Here is a 14,928-nt window from a genome sequence, read left to right on the forward strand (position 1 = left end):
AAGTGGTTGTCCCACTGGGGCAAGAAGTGGGAGCGTCAGTCGATGAGGCCGAGGCGGCGAGCGGTCGCCACCGCACCGGTTCGCGAGTCGACGTCGAGCTTGTCGAAGAGGTGCCCGAGATGGGTCTTCACGGTCGCCCGGCTGATGAAGAGTGCCTTGGCGATCTCGTCGTTGGATCGTCCGTCGGCGACGAGCCTCAGGACGTCGAGCTCGCGCTCGCTCGGTGGTCGCCCACCGACGCGCAGGGTGTCGATGACCCGTTGCGATTGCTCCGCCGACAGCACGGTCTCGCCCTGCGCGGCAGCCCGGATGGCGGCCACGATCTCGTCCGGAAGGGCGTCCTTGAGGAGGTAGCCCGCAGCGCCGGCCTCAACGGCTCGGACGATGTCCGCGTCGTGGTCGAACGTCGTGATGATGAGGACGGCGACGTCGGGGTGTGCTCCACGAACCGCCTTGGTGACGTCGACCCCGTCACCGCCCGGACCGAGCCTCAGGTCGGTGAGCACCACGTCGGGAGAGGTGTTTTCGACCATCGTCAGGACCTCGTCCCCATTGCTCGACTCACCCACGACCTCGATGCAGGGCGACGCCGCGAGGAGCGTGTGCATCCCCGAGCGCACCACCGGGTGATCGTCGACGATCACGACGCGGATCGGTTCCTGCGGGTGGTTGGCCGTCGGGGTTGTCATCGGGTGGTCCCCGTCGGGAGGTGGGCCGACAGTGCGGTTCCGTCGCCCGGCGCGGATTCGATCTCGAGGCCACCACCGAGTTCCTGGAGCCGAGCTCTTGTCGACGGCAACCCGTAGCCTCCGTGGCTGAAGCTGCTGCCCGGCGGTGCGACCGCGGAGGGGTCGAAGCCCTGACCGTCGTCCACGACTTCGAGGAGAACCCGGTCGTCGCCTCCCGACAACGTGACGACGACCCGGCTGGCGCGGGAGTGTGACCGGACGTTGGCCAGCGCGCCCTGAGCGGTCCGCAGCAACGCGACCTCGCGGACCGTCGGCAGCGCGAGCGGCTCACCTTCGACACGCAGTTCTCCGCGTATGCCGGTCTCCCGGGTGAGCGTGTCGAGGAGCCTTCCGAGGGCCTGCGCCAATCCGTTGTCGGACAACGACTGCGGGGCAAGGGCGCTCACGACGTTGCGGGCCTCTGCGAGGTTGGTGCTGGCGGTCTCCTCGATTCTGGCCAGGACGTCCCGGAGTTCGGCTTCTCCCCGGACGACGTCACGACCTCGGGCGAGGAGCACGATGGAGGAGAAGCCCTGGGCGAGGGTGTCGTGGATGTCACGGGAGAGGCGACCGCGTTCCTGGAGGACTCCGGCCTCACGTTGGGCCGTCGCGAGTTCGTCGTGCAGGGCGGCGCTCTCCTCCTGCGCACGCACGAGCGAGTCGACGAGCCGCTGACGCTCGACGGCATCGCGGACAAGTTGGTGCTGGCCCCGTGACAAGGCGAACGCGAAGAGCGCACCGATAGCCGGTCCGAGGGCCTCGGCCACCGTGAGTTCTCCCGTCGCCGCCCAGGGCCTCCAGATGACGACGGCCAGGACGACGACACCCAGCGCGATGGCCGGGCGGAGCGGCAGGAAGTGCGGGATGAGCAGCCACAGGCTGAAGGCGAGCCAGACGTTCTCCGCGGACACGAGGACGAGGACGAACCACAGTCCCACGAGCCCGACCAGCCACCATCGCCCTCCGAGGTGCCTCTCCCCCGCCGAGGGCACGCGATCGCCCGAGGCGGGGGCATCCTCCCCGACCGCCGCGGCGGCCGGGTGGCCCACGAGACGGAGCCCCACGGCATACCAGATCAGCAGTGCGGCGGCAGCCGCGAGGAGCGGGAGCCGCGGCGCACCCGTCGTCCACGAACGGGTCACGCAGACGGCGGCCAGCACGAGGAACAGAACATGCTGGACCACCGTCAGCGTGCGCGTCACACGGTGCATGGTGGTGACGCTACTTCAGCCACGCGAGCCAGGTCCTCCGACGGGGCCGCGGCCACCGGCCCGGTCGGAAGCGGGCCGCGCCCAGGCCACCACACCCGCTCGCCGAGGAGTCCGAACAGGCCCGGTACGAGGACGGTCCGGACGAGGAACGTGTCGATGACGACCCCCAGTCCGACGATGAGCCCGAGTTGCCCCAGGGCCACGAGCGGCAGGACTCCGAGTGCTGCGAAGACCGCGGCGAGGACGATGCCCGCACTCGTGATGACCGCGCCCGTGCCGCCGACCGCACGCACCATGCCCTGCCGGGTGCCGTGCGAGGACGCCTCGGAACGGGCACGGTGGACGAGGAAGATCGTGTAGTCGATGCCCAGAGCCACGAGGAAGAGGAACGAGAGCAGAGGGACCTGGAGGTCCAGTCCCGGCCAGTCGAGGACGTGGCGGCCGATCCAGGAGCCAGCCCCGATCGTGGCGAGAGCGCTGAGGATATTGACTCCGAGAAGCACGACGGGGGCGACGAGCGACCGGGTCAGCGCCATGAGAACCAGGGCATTGACGAGCAGGATGAGGGGTACGAGGAGCCGGAGGTCGCGGTCATTCCCCGCGCGGGCATCGACGTCGGTCGCCTGCTGACCACCCACGAGCGCGTCCGCGCCCGGCACGGCGTGGGCGACCGAACGCACCGAGCCCACGAGGTCGCGGGCTTCGGACGTGCCCGGGTTGGGAGCGGTGACGACGCTGATTCGGACCAGGGGTGTCGAACCGCCGGTGGTTCCCTCGACGGGCCGCACGGAGTCCACTCCCGGAATCTCGCGGACGGCTGCGACGACGTGATCGACCCGGTCTGCTGGGGCCACGATGGTGAGTGGCTGGGCGGCACCGGCCGGGAAGTGCCGGGCGAGCGTCTCGAGTCCCGTTGCCGACTGCGAGGCAACCCGGAACTGGTCGGTCTGGGCGAGGCCGACCGTGGTGCCCACCAGCCCGGCGGCCATGACTCCGAGTGCGAGGATGCCCGCGATGACGACCCTGCCCGGGTGACGCATGACGCCTGTCGCGACCCGAGCCCAGCCGGACGAGTGGTGGTCGTCGACGCCATCGACCGCAGGAACGAAGGGCCAGAAGATCCGTCGACCCACGACCGCGAGGGCGGCCGGCAGCAGCACGAGCACCCCGACGAGGGCGACGAGCAGCCCCGCGGCGGAAGCGACACCCAGACCGCGGGTGCCCGGCGTCACGGCGAGAGCGAGCGTCGCCAACGCGACGACGACCGTGGCGTTGCTCGCGACGATCGCGGGCAGGGTCGCCCGCCAGGCCGAGGCCAGAGCCGTCCGGTGGTTCGCCTCGTGGCGCAGTTCCTCGCGATAGCGGGAGATGAGCAGCATCGCGTAGTTCGTCCCGGCACCGAAGACGAGGACGCTGACGATTCCGGCATCGAACGAGAGGTCGAGTGCCGAGCCGAGGACCTTCGTGAGGACGGCCGCGAGCTGGTCGGCCAGGCCGACGACGACCACCGGGACGAGCCACAGAATGGGCGAGCGATAGGTGAGCAGCAGGAGCAGCGCGACCACGCCGATCGTCACGAGCAGCAGGGTGAGGTTTGCTCCGTCGAAGGCCTTTGCGATGTCGGCGCCGAAGGCGGGACCACCGGTGACGAGGACCGTCACACCGGGCGGCGTCTGATCTGCGACGAGCTCGCGCAGGTGTGTGATGGTCTCCGCGTTCTGCCCGTTGTCGGCGGACGTGGTGATGGGAAGCTGGACCATGGCGGCCCGGCTGTCGGCCGAGGGGATGGCGGGGCTCGCCGCCTCCCCCGCGGCCGCCGGCAAGGCACTTCCCAGACGCGTCAGCGCAGCGAGATCGTTCTGATCCACGGGGGCACCGTCATCCCGCGTGGCGACGAGGAGGACACCTTGCACATCCGCGTCGGGGAACCGCGACGACAGGTCCGCGACCCGGGCCGACTCCGACGTCGTGGGCGCAGCCCCGGCACGCGGCGGGGCCTCGACCCCGCGCAGCCCGCCGATCGGCGCGAGGCTGACGAGGAGGCCGAGGGCGAGCGCCAACCAGGCGCCGCGGCGCGACGTGAGGCGCTCGATGACGGTGCTGCTGTGGGTGGTGACAGAGTCGGTGGGGGCCATGCTTCGACGCTAGAAAGCAGGCCCCCACCGACGCCTCCACCGAGCATCAACCTTTCGGCCGATAGGCCCCGAGCGACCGCACCGGCGCCCCTTTATCGGGTGACCCGACAAAGGTCCGCTCGACCCCGGGTGCGAACCAGGGTCGAGCGCCCCTTTATCGGGTCAGGTCAGGGGATCAGCGGGCGAGGAACTCCGCACGAGCAGCCACGCAGATGTCGGGCTGGTCGCAGAAGACACCGTCGACGCCCGCCTCGAAGAAGCGGGTCACCTCGTCGGCGATGCGGCCGTGCGCCGCCGGGTTGGTGCCGATGCGGTAGTCCACCGGGAGGAAGGAGTTCTCCGCGCGGAAGGTCCACGGCGTGACGTCGAGACCGACCTTGTGGGCGTCGGCAACGAGGGAGGTCGGCGTCGCGCTCAGGGTGCCGTCGGCGTTGCGCGGGATGACGCGGCTCTTGTCGACCCCCAGTCCGTTGATGCTCTTCGAGAGGGTCTTGAGGCTCGCAGGTGTGATCAGGTCGGTGTAGGTCCTCGGGTCACCCTGGGCGACGAGGTCGTACGGCGCACCACCGGACGTCACGAGGAAGACGCTGTTGGCCTTGTAGCCGAGTTCGTGGCGCAGGCGCAGGAGGTTGGTCAGCTCGAAGCTCTGGACCCAGAGGGCGGCGTTCGGACGGTTGAGGCCGAACTTCGTCAGCTGCTCCATGAGGGCCACCTCGGGGTCGAGCCCGTGAGAGTGTTCGAAGGTCGAGTGCTTGATCTCGGGGATGATCCCGACCGTGCGCCCGGTCTCGGCGCTGAGCTCCTCACGCAGTTCGAGGACCTCCTCGAGGGTCGGCACCTCGAACTGGCCGTTGTAGCTCGCGCTCTCGGGGCGCAGCTGCGGCAGGCGCTCCGTGGCGCGCAGGGTCTTGAGCTCGGCGAGGGTGAAGTCCTCCACCCACCACCCCGTCACGGACGAGCCATCGAGCTGCTTGGTCACCTTGCGGTCAGCGAACTCGGGGTGGTTGGCGACGTTGGTCGTGCCCCCGATCTCGGGCTCGTGCCGGTCGATGAGGACGCCGTCCTTGGTCATCGCCAGGTCGGGCTCGATGTAGTCCGCGCCCTGCTGGACGGCGAGACGGTAGGCCGCAAGGGTGTGCTCGGGGCGGTAGCCCGAGGCGCCGCGGTGGGCGTGGACGAGCGGGGTCGTGAACTTCGGCTTGCCATTCGAGGCGGGCGGCGCGTCGGCCGAGGCGGGGGCGATCGTCGCGGCGGACGGCAGCGCGAGGCCGGCGATCAGGGACAGGGACACGAGGATTCGTCGCATGAGGGTCAACGTCCCGGCCAGGGGTGCACGCCGGTCGACCTCGACACGAACGGAAGGTGACGAGTCACCGACACCTGCGCGGACGGCATACCCTTGATTTGTGGTTATGCGTTTCACTGTATAGTCTTGCAACGTGTCCAAGGTCCTCACTTCCCTGCCCGTCGGCGAACGCGTCGGCATCGCCTTCTCCGGAGGTCTCGATACTTCCGTCGCCGTTGCCTGGATGCGGGAGCGAGGAGCCGTCCCGTGCACCTACACCGCCGACCTCGGCCAGTACGACGAGCCCGAGATCGACACCGTGCCGGACCGCGCGGGGCAGTACGGCGCCGAGATCGCGCGCCTGGTCGACTGCCGTAGCGCCCTCGTCGAGGAGGGACTGTCCGCTATCGCGTGCGGCGCGTTCCACATCCGCAGCGGCGGCAAGACGTACTTCAACACCACTCCCCTGGGCCGCGCCGTGACCGGAACCCTCCTCGTGCGGGCCATGCAGGCCGACGACGTGCAGATCTGGGGCGACGGCTCCACCTTCAAGGGCAATGACATCGAGCGGTTCTACCGCTACGGACTGCTCGCCAACCCCAGCCTGCGGATCTACAAGCCGTGGCTCGACCCGGCCTTCGTCGGCGAACTCGGTGGCCGGCACGAGATGAGCGAGTGGCTCACGGCGCGCGACCTCCCCTATCGGGCGAGCGCCGAGAAGGCCTACTCGACGGACGCGAACATCTGGGGCGCCACGCACGAGGCCAAGACGCTCGAGCACCTCGACGAGTCGCTGGAGATCGTCGAGCCGATCATGGGCGTCAAGCACTGGGACCCGTCGATCACGATCGACTCCGAGGACGTCACGATCCACTTCGTCCAGGGACGGCCCGTCGCCATCAACGGCGAGTCCCTCGACCCCGTTGCCCTCGTCAACCTCGCCAACACCATCGGCGGTCGGCACGGCCTCGGCATGTCCGACCAGATCGAGAACCGGATCATCGAGGCGAAGTCGCGCGGCATCTACGAGGCGCCGGGCATGGCGCTGCTGCACATCGCCTACGAGCGGCTCCTCAACGCCGTCCACAACGAGGACACGATCGCGAACTACCACAACGAGGGGCGCAAGCTCGGCCGGCTCCTCTACGAAGGCCGCTGGCTCGACCCGCAGAGCCTCATGCTGCGCGAGGCCATCCAGCGGTGGATCGCGTCGGTCGTCACGGGTCAGGTCACGCTGCGGCTGCGGCGCGGCGACGATTACTCGATCATCGACACGCGCGGAGAGAACTTCAGCTACCACCCGGACAAGCTGTCGATGGAGCGTGTCGAGAACGCCGCCTTCGGTCCGCTCGACCGGATCGGCCAGCTGACGATGCGCAACCTCGACATCGCCGACAGCCGGGCCAAGCTCGAGCTCTATGCCGAGCAGCCGTTCGATCAGGGCCAGCTGCTCGTCGAGAACGGCACGCTGTTCGGCGAGCTCCCCGCCGGTGGCTACGACCGGATCACCGACAACCCCTCGGCCGGTGAGCCGAAGGCCGAGGCACTGGATGCTGCGGCCATGGAGTTCGGCACGGACTGACGACGACAGCGCGGAGGCTCCGGAACCTCTGGCTTTCGGTGAGGCACACGCGGCATGCTTCAGGCATGGACGGTCGCACCATTCTCGAGCGGGTCGTCGCGGTGCTCGGCATCGCCGGATTGTTCGTCGTGCTGCCGTTGTACGTGTCCTCCGGGCTCGTCGCTCCGCTCTCGGCGATCGTGGTGCTCCTGGGTTTCTGGCTGCTGCTGCTCGTGACGGCGATCCGGTGGTTCTCCCGGCGCCCGTGGGTCATCCTCGCGTTCCCGTTCGTCGCCGCCGCCGTCTGGTGGCTCGCCATCACCCTGGGAGAGCAGGCCTTCGGCTGGCAGGCCTGAGACCGCCCCGAACGACAAGGCGACGCATGCCGGGTGCTTGTGCACGGCATACAAATAGACTTTGGTCGTGGCCACCTCGAAGAGTCGCCCTTCGGCGGCAACGCGTCGACGCGTCGAGCGCACCGCCGGCGACCTCGGAGCGGCCGCGGTGCAGCAGATGGAGAGCGACCATGAGTGGTATCGCAACCTTCCCGCCGAGGAGCGCTCGTGGGTGGGGCTCGTTGCCCAGGCCGGCATCAAATCGTTCATCGAGTGGTTCAGCGGCAGCCACGACCGTGCGCACGTCACTGCGGACGTCTTCGGGACCGCCCCGCGCGAGTTGACGCGTTCGATCAGCCTCGGCCAGACGTTGGACCTCATGCGCACGGTCGTCGACGTCGTGGAGCGGGAGTCGATCGGCCTCGCGGGCCGCGGCGAGGAGACCAAGGTGCGCGAGGCGGTCCTGCGCTACAGCCGTGAGATCGCCTTCTCCGTCGCCGAGGTCTATGCCCACGCCGCAGAGGCGCGCGGCGCATGGGATGCGCGGCTCGAGGCGCTCGTGGTCGACGCCGTCATCCGTGGCGAGGCCGACGACTCGATGCAGTCGCGGGCGTCGGCACTCGGTTGGGGGACGACGACCGACGTGAGCGTGATCGTCGGTTCGACCCCGAACACGGGGACGTCACAGGTCGTCGACCTGTTGCACCGGGGCGCCAAGAGGCTCGGCGTCGACGTCCTCGTCGCGATCCACGGCCGGAGGATCGTGTGCATCGTCGGCCGAGTGACCGATGCGCTCGAGACGGCGTCGACGCTCGGCGAGCTCTTCGGTGACGGCCCGATTGTCGTGGGTCCCGTTGTCCCACACCTGTATGCCGCGGGGCGCAGCGCCCGTGCCGCCCTCTCCGGCCACTCGGCGGCACCCGCCTGGCCAGCCGCTCCGCGTCCGGTCGCGAGCGAGGATCTGCTGGCCGAGCGTGCGCTGCTCGGGGACCTGCCCGCCCGCGCGTCACTCGTCAGCCGCGTCTATGCGCCGCTGTCGGAGAGTGGTGGCGGCAACCTACTCGAGACGGCCGCCGCCTACCTCGATGGCGGCCTGGGACTCGAGGGCACCGCCCGTGCGCTGTTCGTCCACACCAACACCGTTCGCTATCGGCTGGGGCGGATCGCCGACACCATCGGCTACGACCTGACCGACCCGCACGACGCGCAGACCGTGCGACTGGCCCTGGCCTACGGACGGGTAGCCCCAGAGCCCACACCGCGCACTCCACTGGCACCCCGACGCAATCCAGCGCAATTGTAGGAACCCCACAGATTCAGGGTCACAGAATCGTCTCGGTCCATCGGGCCCGTCACCGTCGGAAGCAGCCACTCTGGAGACGTGCTCGTGATCGTCTGCCCTGGACAGGGCTCCCAGACCCCCGGCTTCCTCAACCCCTGGCTCGACATCCCCGGCCTGCGCGAACGGATGGGTTGGCTCTCTGCCGTCGCCGGCCTGGATCTCGTCAAGCACGGGACCGAGTCGGATGAGGAGACCATCAAGGACACGGCTGTCGCGCAGCCACTCATCGTGGCATCCGGCCTCGTCTCACTCCTCGCCCTCTTCGAGCATCCCGCGGACGGCTTCCGGCTCGTCGGCGCCGGCGCCGGCCACTCCGTCGGTGAGATCACCGCAGCCTCCGCAGGCGGCGTCATCTCCGCCGAGCAGGCCATGGTGTTCGTCCGCGAGCGCGGGCGCGCGATGGCCGAGGCGAGCGCCGTCCAGCCGACGGGGATGAGCGCGGTGATGGGTGGCGACCCCGATGAGGTCGTCGCCGCGATCCAGGCGGCCGGGCTCACACCTGCCAACATCAACGGCGCTGGGCAGATCGTCGCGGCTGGCACCCAGGAGCAGCTCGCGGCGTTCGCCGCAGACCCCCCGGCAAAGACCCGCGTCATCCCCCTCAAGGTCGCCGGTGCCTTCCACACCGATCACATGGCGCCCGCCGTCGACGTGCTCGCCGGCTTCGCCAAGGCGATGTCGACGCATGACGCTCGCGTCCCGCTCGTGTCCAACCGTGACGGCGCCGTCGTCCACAGCGGCCGCGAGGTGCTCAGCCGCCTCGTGAGTCAGGTGAGCAACCCCGTGCGCTGGGACCTCACGATGGAGACGTTCAAGGAGCTCGGCGTCACGGGCATCATCGAGATCCCGCCGTCGGGCACCCTCGCGGGCCTGGCCAAGCGCACCCTCAAGGACATCGAGATCCTCGCGCTCAAGACGCCCGACGACCTCGAGCAAGCCCACCGCATGGTCAAGGAGCACGGCGTCACGTCCGGCGTGGCTCAGGACCCCACGTGGCGCCTCGTCATCAGCCCGGCCAAGGGCATGGTGTCCTTCACCGCGACCGAGGCCGGCACGGTCGTCGAGGCGGGCAGCGTCATCGCCACGGTGGGCACGCTGCGTGACTCCTACGACGTCGTCGCCCCGCACGGTGGTCGCATCGTCGAGTGGCTCGTCGAGGACGGCGACCCCGTCTCGCCCGGTCAGCCCATCCTCCGTCTCCACCCGCAGGAAGGCTGATCATGGCCGGACTCATCACTCCCGCCGCTGGGGCCGCGCACACCCGGATCTCCGGCGTCGGCGCCTACCGCCCTCGCCGCGTCGTCCCCAACTCGGAGATCGTGGACGCCATCGACTCCTCCGACGAGTGGATCCAGGAGCGGTCGGGCATCAAGACCCGCTACCGCGCCGAGGACGGCGAGAGCGTCGTCGAGATGTCCGAGGCGGCTTCGCGCGATGCCATCGAGATGGCGGGGCTGCAGCCCTCCGACATCGATGCGGTCATCGTCGCCACGGTCACCCACCCCTACCAAACCCCCGCTGCCGCACCGGATCTCGCGCACCGGCTGGGCCTGTCCAACCCGGCCGCCTTCGACATCTCGGCGGCCTGCGCTGGCTACTGCCACGGGATCTCGCTCGCGTCCGACATGGTCCGTGGCGGCAGCGCCCGTCACGTCCTCGTCGTCGGGGTGGAGCGCCTCTCCGACTTCACCAGCCCGACGGACCGCGGCACGGCCTTCATCTTCGGCGACGGCGCTGGCGCGGCGATCGTCTCGCCGTCCGACACCCCCGGAATCGGCCCCACGGTGTGGGGCTCCGAGGGCGACAAGTGGGACGTCATCGCGCAGAACGACAGCTGGGTCGAGGTGCGCGACGGCGACCTCGGGTGGCCGACGATCGGGATGCAGGGTCAGAGCGTCTTCCGCTGGGCCGTGTGGGGCATGGCCCCCGTCGCACAGAAGGCGCTCGACGCCGCTGGCATCACTGCTGACCAGCTCGACGCCTTCATCCCCCACCAGGCCAACGTCCGCATCATCGACGCGATGTGCAAGCAACTCAAGATGCCCGAGCACGTGGTCGTCGCGCGCGACATCGTCGAGACGGCCAACACCTCGGCCGCCTCGATCCCGCTGGCCACCGAGCGGCTGCTGCGCGAGGGACTTGTCCCCCGCGGTGGTCTCGCGCTGCAGATCGGCTTCGGTGCCGGCCTCGTGTATGCCGCGCAGGTCGTCGTTCTCCCCTAGAGACTCCCGCGGTCCGCGGGTTTTCGGACCACCGCAACACCACTCACCATCTCGAGCCTCCGCATCCGGCGGAGCCGAACCACACAAAAGGAGCAGGACATGGCTCAGAGCGAGCAGGAGATCCTCGCGGGTCTCGCAGAGATCGTCAACGAGGAGACCGGACTCGACCCCGAGACCGTGCAGAGCGACAAGGCGTTCACCGACGACCTCGACATCGACTCGCTGTCGATGATGACGATCGTCGTCAACGCCGAGGAGAAGTTCGGCGTGCGCATCCCCGACGACGAGGTCAAGAACCTCCGCACCGTCGGCGACGCCGTCTCGTTCATCCAGTCCAACCAGAGCTGAGCCCCCTCGACCTATTGCGCTTTCGTGCCGGACCCGGGTCGGTCCGCCGCCCGCTGAGGCGCACGAAGGCGCAATAGGTCGGGACTCGCCCTACGCCAAGGAGACAGCCACACATGAGCACCGAACGTCGCGTCGTCGTCACCGGTCTCGGAGCCACCACCCCGCTCGGTGGAACCATCACCGAGACGTGGGACGCGATCCTCGCCGGCACCCCCGGCGCGCGCCCGCTGCCCCAGGAGTGGGTCGAGCAGTACGACCTGCCCGTGACCTTCGCCGCTTCGATCCACACCTCGCCCGAAGAGGTGCTCGCCAAGGTCGAGTGCCGCCGGATGGACCCGAGCGCGCAGTACGCCATGGTGGCCTCCCGTGAGGCGTGGTCCGACGCGGGCACGCCCGAGGTCGACCCCGAGCGCTTCATGGTCGCCATCGGTTCGGGCATGGGTGGTGTCACCACCCTCCTGACGCAGTGGGACAACCTGCGGGAGAAGGGCGTACGACGCGTCTTCCCGCTCACCGTCCCGATGATCATGCCCAACAGCAGCAGCGGCAACGTCTCGCTTGCCCTCGGAGCCCGCGCCGGCGCCCACACCTCGGTGTCGGCCTGCGCCTCCGGCGCCGAGGCCATGGGCTTCGCCGTGGACCAGATCCGCGCCGGACGCGCCGACATCGTGATCGCCGGAGGCACCGAGGCCGCGATCCACCCGCTGCCCTTCGCCGGCTTCGCGCAGATGCAGGCACTCTCGACCCGCAACGACGACCCGGGCGCGGCATCGCGTCCCTATGACACCGGCCGCGACGGCTTCGTCATGGGCGAAGGTGCTGCCGTCATCGTCCTCGAGTCCGAGGAGCACGCCAAGGCTCGCGGCGCACGCATCTATGCCGAGCTCGCCCCCGCCGGTATGTCGTCGGACGCGCACCACATCACCGCCCCCGAACCCGAAGGTGCCGGCGCCTCCCGCGCCATGCGTGAGGCCGTGCAGCTCGCAGGTCTGACGCCCCAGGACATCGTCCACATCAACGCGCACGCGACCTCGACCCCCGTGGGCGACGTAGCGGAGGCCAACGCGATCCGACGGGCCTTCGGGGATGCGACCGACGGGATGTGTGTCAGCGGCACCAAGTCGATGACCGGTCACCTGCTCGGTGCTGCCGGCGCCCTCGAGGCGCTCTTCACGATCCTCTCCGTGCACCACCGCATCGCCCCGGCGACGATCAACATCGAGAACCTCGACCCCGAGATCCACCTCGACGTCGTGCGTGGCGAGCACCGCACGCTCCCCGACGGAGACATCGCGGCACTCAACAACTCCTTCGGCTTCGGCGGTCACAACGTGGCTCTCGCCGTGAAGAGCGTCTGATGGCCCACCAGCCCAACGAGGCCTCGGCCACCGTCTCGACCGCGACCAAGCCCAAGCCGGATCGGGCCACCGACCCGCGCAACCCGCGCCTGCGCCTCACCGCGTACTTCGACGAGGGCTCGGTCGAGTTCATCTCCCCCGAGGACGACTCCGGCATGCTCGCCGCCGTCGGCACGTGCCAGGGCACGCGCGTCGTCGCCTTCTGCTCCGATGCGACGATCATGGGCGGTGCCATGGGTGTGGCCGGGTGCAAGGTCATCGTGGCGGCCTACGAACGCGCTCTCGCGGACGGCATACCCGTCGTCGGTATCTGGCACTCGGGAGGCGCACGCCTCCCGGAAGGCGTCGTCAGCCTCCACGCCGTCGGCGAGGTCTTCGCGATCATGACCCGCGCGTCGGGCAAGATCCCGCAGATCTCCGTCGTCATCGGCGCGGCTGCCGGTGGCGCCGCCTACGGGCCGGCACTCACCGACATCGTCATCCTCGCCCCCGAGGGACGCATCTTCGTCACCGGGCCGGACGTCGTCCGATCCGTCACGGGCGAGGCCGTCGACGCCCTCCGCCTCGGAGGCCCCGAGCCCCACGGTCGCCGCAGTGGCGTCGTCCACGTCGTCACCGAGTCGACCGAGCAGGCCTACGAGCGCGGACGTCAGCTCTGTTCCCTGCTCGCCGACCAGGGCACCCCGGACGTGTCTGCGGTCGAGGACTTCGACCTCGAGGAGACGTTCCCGGAGTCGGCCAAGCGCGCTTACGACGTCCACCCGGTCGTCGACAACGTCCTCGACAAGGACGCCGATTCCGTTGAGCTGCACCCGCGTTGGGCTCCCAACATCGTGACGAAGCTCGGCCGCATCGGCGGTCGCACGGTCGGTGTCATCGCCAACAACCCGATGCGCCTCGGTGGCTGCCTCGACTCCCCCAGCGCCGAGAAGGCCGCCCGGTTCGTCCGGATGTGTGACGCGTTCGGTGTGCCGCTCATCGTCCTCGTCGACGTGCCGGGCTACCTGCCGGGTGTCGGCCAGGAGTGGGACGGCGTCGTGCGACGCGGCGCCAAGCTGCTGCACGCGTTCGCCGAAGCGGTCGTGCCGCGCGTGACGCTCGTGACTCGCAAGACCTACGGCGGCGCCTACATCGCGATGAACTCGCGTTCACTCGGTGCCACCCGCGTCTTCGCCTGGCCGACGGCCCACGTCGCCGTCATGGGCTCGGTCGCGGCGATCCGCATCCTGCACCGTCGCCGCCTCGCCGAGGTCGACGACGCCGAGCGCGCAGCCGTCGAGCAGCAGCTCGCCGACGAGCACGACCGCCTGTCCGGAGGTCTGCCCCGCGCCGTGGAGATCGGCGTGGTCGACGAGATCGTCGAGCCGTCGGTGACCCGCTCGGCTCTGGCGAAGGCGATCGCCGAGGCTCCGCAGCGCCGCGGCGAACACGGCAACATCCCCCTCTGATCCCCTCGACTTCTTGCACCGTTGGGACCGTCATCGGGCGGGGCGCTGCCCACAACCCGGTCCCAACGGGGCAAGAAGTCGGCATGCGTGAGGCCCGCTCCCCCTGTACTGGAGCGGGCCTCGCGACGTGTGAAGGTGCCGGGTTCGGCAGTCGGTGTGTCAGCCGACCTTGTGCAGCCAGCGGACGGGAGCGCCGTCCCCGGCGTAGCGGAACGGCTCGAGCTCGGCGTCCCACTCGACACCGAGGACCTCTTCGAGCATCTCCTCGATGGCGTCGGGCGAACCCTGCGCGAGCTTGAGGATCTCCTTGAGCCGCTCCTCGTTGACGACCGCGTCACCGCTCGCGGACGTCGTCGCGTGGTGGATGCCCAGACGGGGCGTGTGCGACCAGCGCGAGCCGTCGCAGCCGGCGCTCGGGTTTTCGGTCACCTCGTAGCGCAGCCCCTGCCACCCGTTGAGGGTCGAGGCCAGGCGGGCACCGGTGCCCTGCTCCCCGATCCACGACCATTCGCCGCGCTGGTGCCCCGGCGCGGCTGGCTGCGGGGTCCACTCGATGGCCACGCGGGATCCGGTGGCCTTCTCCAGTGCCCACTGAATGTGCGGGCACAGCGCTGCTGGGGCGGAGTGGATGAACACCACTCCCCGGGTCGACACACGTCGCGTCGCGACAGACATCCTGGCCTCCTTCACGTGCAAGGGACGTCTTCCCCAACGCCGAAGCACGTGGTCGTTTCGGAGGCACAGATCTGTATGCCGGCCAGCTCGCTGTGAGGGCTCCTCACCTTCTCGGTGGGTTGCCACTGTTTGTCGCCCCACGAGCGAACTCATGACACGTGGAACTCATCATGCCGGATGAGCACCACGAACACCACGCGCGACACAAGACAACTTCCGCCCCGCCGGACACGGTCGTGGCTGGCCGCGTCCACATGGACCGGCGACCCGCAAGGAGTGG

13 protein-coding genes are annotated in these 14,928 nt (G+C 69.6%); 8 read left to right on the forward strand and 5 right to left on the reverse strand.

The features are described from left to right. Positions 1–35: 35 nt before the first annotated feature. The 4 genes from N803_RS00270 to N803_RS00285 form a co-directional block, all read right to left on the reverse strand. Positions 36–689: a response regulator gene (locus tag N803_RS00270; protein ID WP_052111549.1), complete on the reverse strand. Its 654-nt coding sequence runs from the start codon at positions 687–689 to the stop codon at positions 36–38. After that, positions 686–1,939 carry a sensor histidine kinase gene (locus tag N803_RS00275; RefSeq protein WP_035901577.1) on the reverse strand — a complete coding sequence of 418 codons (1,254 nt, stop codon included), beginning with the start codon at positions 1,937–1,939 and terminating at the stop codon, positions 686–688. Before N803_RS00275 ends, N803_RS00270 begins: the two co-directional genes overlap by 4 nt. Next, entirely contained in the window at positions 1,927–4,074 is a 2,148-nt protein-coding gene (locus tag N803_RS00280) for an MMPL family transporter (RefSeq protein ID WP_084763882.1), read from the reverse strand. The genes N803_RS00275 and N803_RS00280 overlap by 13 nt, the downstream gene beginning before the upstream one ends. Before the next feature lie 175 nt (positions 4,075–4,249). Then, the gene (locus N803_RS00285) at positions 4,250–5,380 is read right to left on the reverse strand and encodes a glycerophosphodiester phosphodiesterase family protein (RefSeq protein ID WP_035901578.1); all 1,131 of its coding nucleotides are present in this window, start codon (positions 5,378–5,380) and stop codon (positions 4,250–4,252) included. Between the two features lie 133 nt (positions 5,381–5,513). Here N803_RS00285 and argG point away from each other — a divergent pair, with 133 nt between their 5' ends. The 8 genes from argG (at position 5,514) to N803_RS00325 (ending at position 13,973) form a co-directional block, all read left to right on the forward strand. Then, the gene (argG, locus tag N803_RS00290; RefSeq protein ID WP_035901580.1) at positions 5,514–6,941 is read left to right on the forward strand and encodes an argininosuccinate synthase; all 1,428 of its coding nucleotides are present in this window, start codon (positions 5,514–5,516) and stop codon (positions 6,939–6,941) included. 65 nt (positions 6,942–7,006) lie between these two features. Continuing rightward, on the forward strand, positions 7,007–7,276 hold the full coding sequence (locus N803_RS00295) for a hypothetical protein (protein ID WP_035901582.1): 270 nt from the start codon (positions 7,007–7,009) through the stop codon (positions 7,274–7,276). Positions 7,277–7,343: 67 nt separating this feature from the next. Next, complete coding sequence (locus tag N803_RS00300; RefSeq protein ID WP_035901584.1) at positions 7,344–8,558, forward strand: PucR family transcriptional regulator; 1,215 nt, start codon at positions 7,344–7,346, stop codon at positions 8,556–8,558. A gap of 78 nt (positions 8,559–8,636) precedes the next feature. Further along, positions 8,637–9,815 (forward strand): ACP S-malonyltransferase, encoded by a 1,179-nt coding sequence (locus tag N803_RS00305; protein WP_035901586.1) that lies wholly within the window; start codon positions 8,637–8,639, stop codon positions 9,813–9,815. A gap of 2 nt (positions 9,816–9,817) precedes the next feature. After that, positions 9,818–10,819 carry a beta-ketoacyl-ACP synthase III gene (locus N803_RS00310; protein WP_035901588.1) on the forward strand — a complete coding sequence of 334 codons (1,002 nt, stop codon included), beginning with the start codon at positions 9,818–9,820 and terminating at the stop codon, positions 10,817–10,819. Positions 10,820–10,918: 99 nt separating this feature from the next. After that, positions 10,919–11,167 carry an acyl carrier protein gene (locus N803_RS00315; protein WP_035901591.1) on the forward strand — a complete coding sequence of 83 codons (249 nt, stop codon included), beginning with the start codon at positions 10,919–10,921 and terminating at the stop codon, positions 11,165–11,167. A gap of 113 nt (positions 11,168–11,280) precedes the next feature. Next, positions 11,281–12,525, forward strand: a complete 1,245-nt coding sequence (gene fabF / locus N803_RS00320) for a beta-ketoacyl-ACP synthase II (RefSeq protein WP_035901593.1) — start codon at positions 11,281–11,283, stop codon at positions 12,523–12,525. Beyond that, positions 12,525–13,973 (forward strand): acyl-CoA carboxylase subunit beta, encoded by a 1,449-nt coding sequence (locus N803_RS00325; RefSeq protein ID WP_035901596.1) that lies wholly within the window; start codon positions 12,525–12,527, stop codon positions 13,971–13,973. Before fabF ends, N803_RS00325 begins: the two co-directional genes overlap by 1 nt. A 159-nt stretch (positions 13,974–14,132) precedes the next feature. On the opposite strand, the gene N803_RS00330 is transcribed toward N803_RS00325, so the two are convergent. Beyond that, a complete protein-coding gene (locus N803_RS00330) occupies positions 14,133–14,648 on the reverse strand; it encodes a DUF3145 domain-containing protein (RefSeq protein ID WP_035901599.1) in 516 nt (171 codons plus the stop codon). Positions 14,649–14,928: the final 280 nt, after the last annotated feature.

The sequence above is a fragment of the Knoellia subterranea KCTC 19937 genome, assembly GCF_000768685.1.
Taxonomy (GTDB): Bacteria; Actinomycetota; Actinomycetes; order Actinomycetales; family Dermatophilaceae; genus Knoellia; species Knoellia subterranea.

Excerpts from the sequence above, each read along its gene's own strand:
- N803_RS00270 (WP_052111549.1), bottom strand. The coding sequence starts at position 689 with ATGACAACCCCGACGGCCAACCACCCGCAGGAACCGATCCGCGTCGTG.
- N803_RS00275 (WP_035901577.1), bottom strand. The coding sequence starts at position 1,939 with ATGCACCGTGTGACGCGCACGCTGACGGTGGTCCAGCATGTTCTGTTC.
- N803_RS00280 (WP_084763882.1), bottom strand. The coding sequence starts at position 4,074 with ATGGCCCCCACCGACTCTGTCACCACCCACAGCAGCACCGTCATCGAG.
- N803_RS00285 (WP_035901578.1), bottom strand. The coding sequence starts at position 5,380 with ATGCGACGAATCCTCGTGTCCCTGTCCCTGATCGCCGGCCTCGCGCTG.
- N803_RS00295 (WP_035901582.1), top strand. The coding sequence starts at position 7,007 with ATGGACGGTCGCACCATTCTCGAGCGGGTCGTCGCGGTGCTCGGCATC.
- N803_RS00310 (WP_035901588.1), top strand. The coding sequence starts at position 9,818 with ATGGCCGGACTCATCACTCCCGCCGCTGGGGCCGCGCACACCCGGATC.
- N803_RS00315 (WP_035901591.1), top strand. The coding sequence starts at position 10,919 with ATGGCTCAGAGCGAGCAGGAGATCCTCGCGGGTCTCGCAGAGATCGTC.
- fabF (WP_035901593.1), top strand. The coding sequence starts at position 11,281 with ATGAGCACCGAACGTCGCGTCGTCGTCACCGGTCTCGGAGCCACCACC.
- N803_RS00325 (WP_035901596.1), top strand. The coding sequence starts at position 12,525 with ATGGCCCACCAGCCCAACGAGGCCTCGGCCACCGTCTCGACCGCGACC.
- N803_RS00330 (WP_035901599.1), bottom strand. The coding sequence starts at position 14,648 with ATGTCTGTCGCGACGCGACGTGTGTCGACCCGGGGAGTGGTGTTCATC.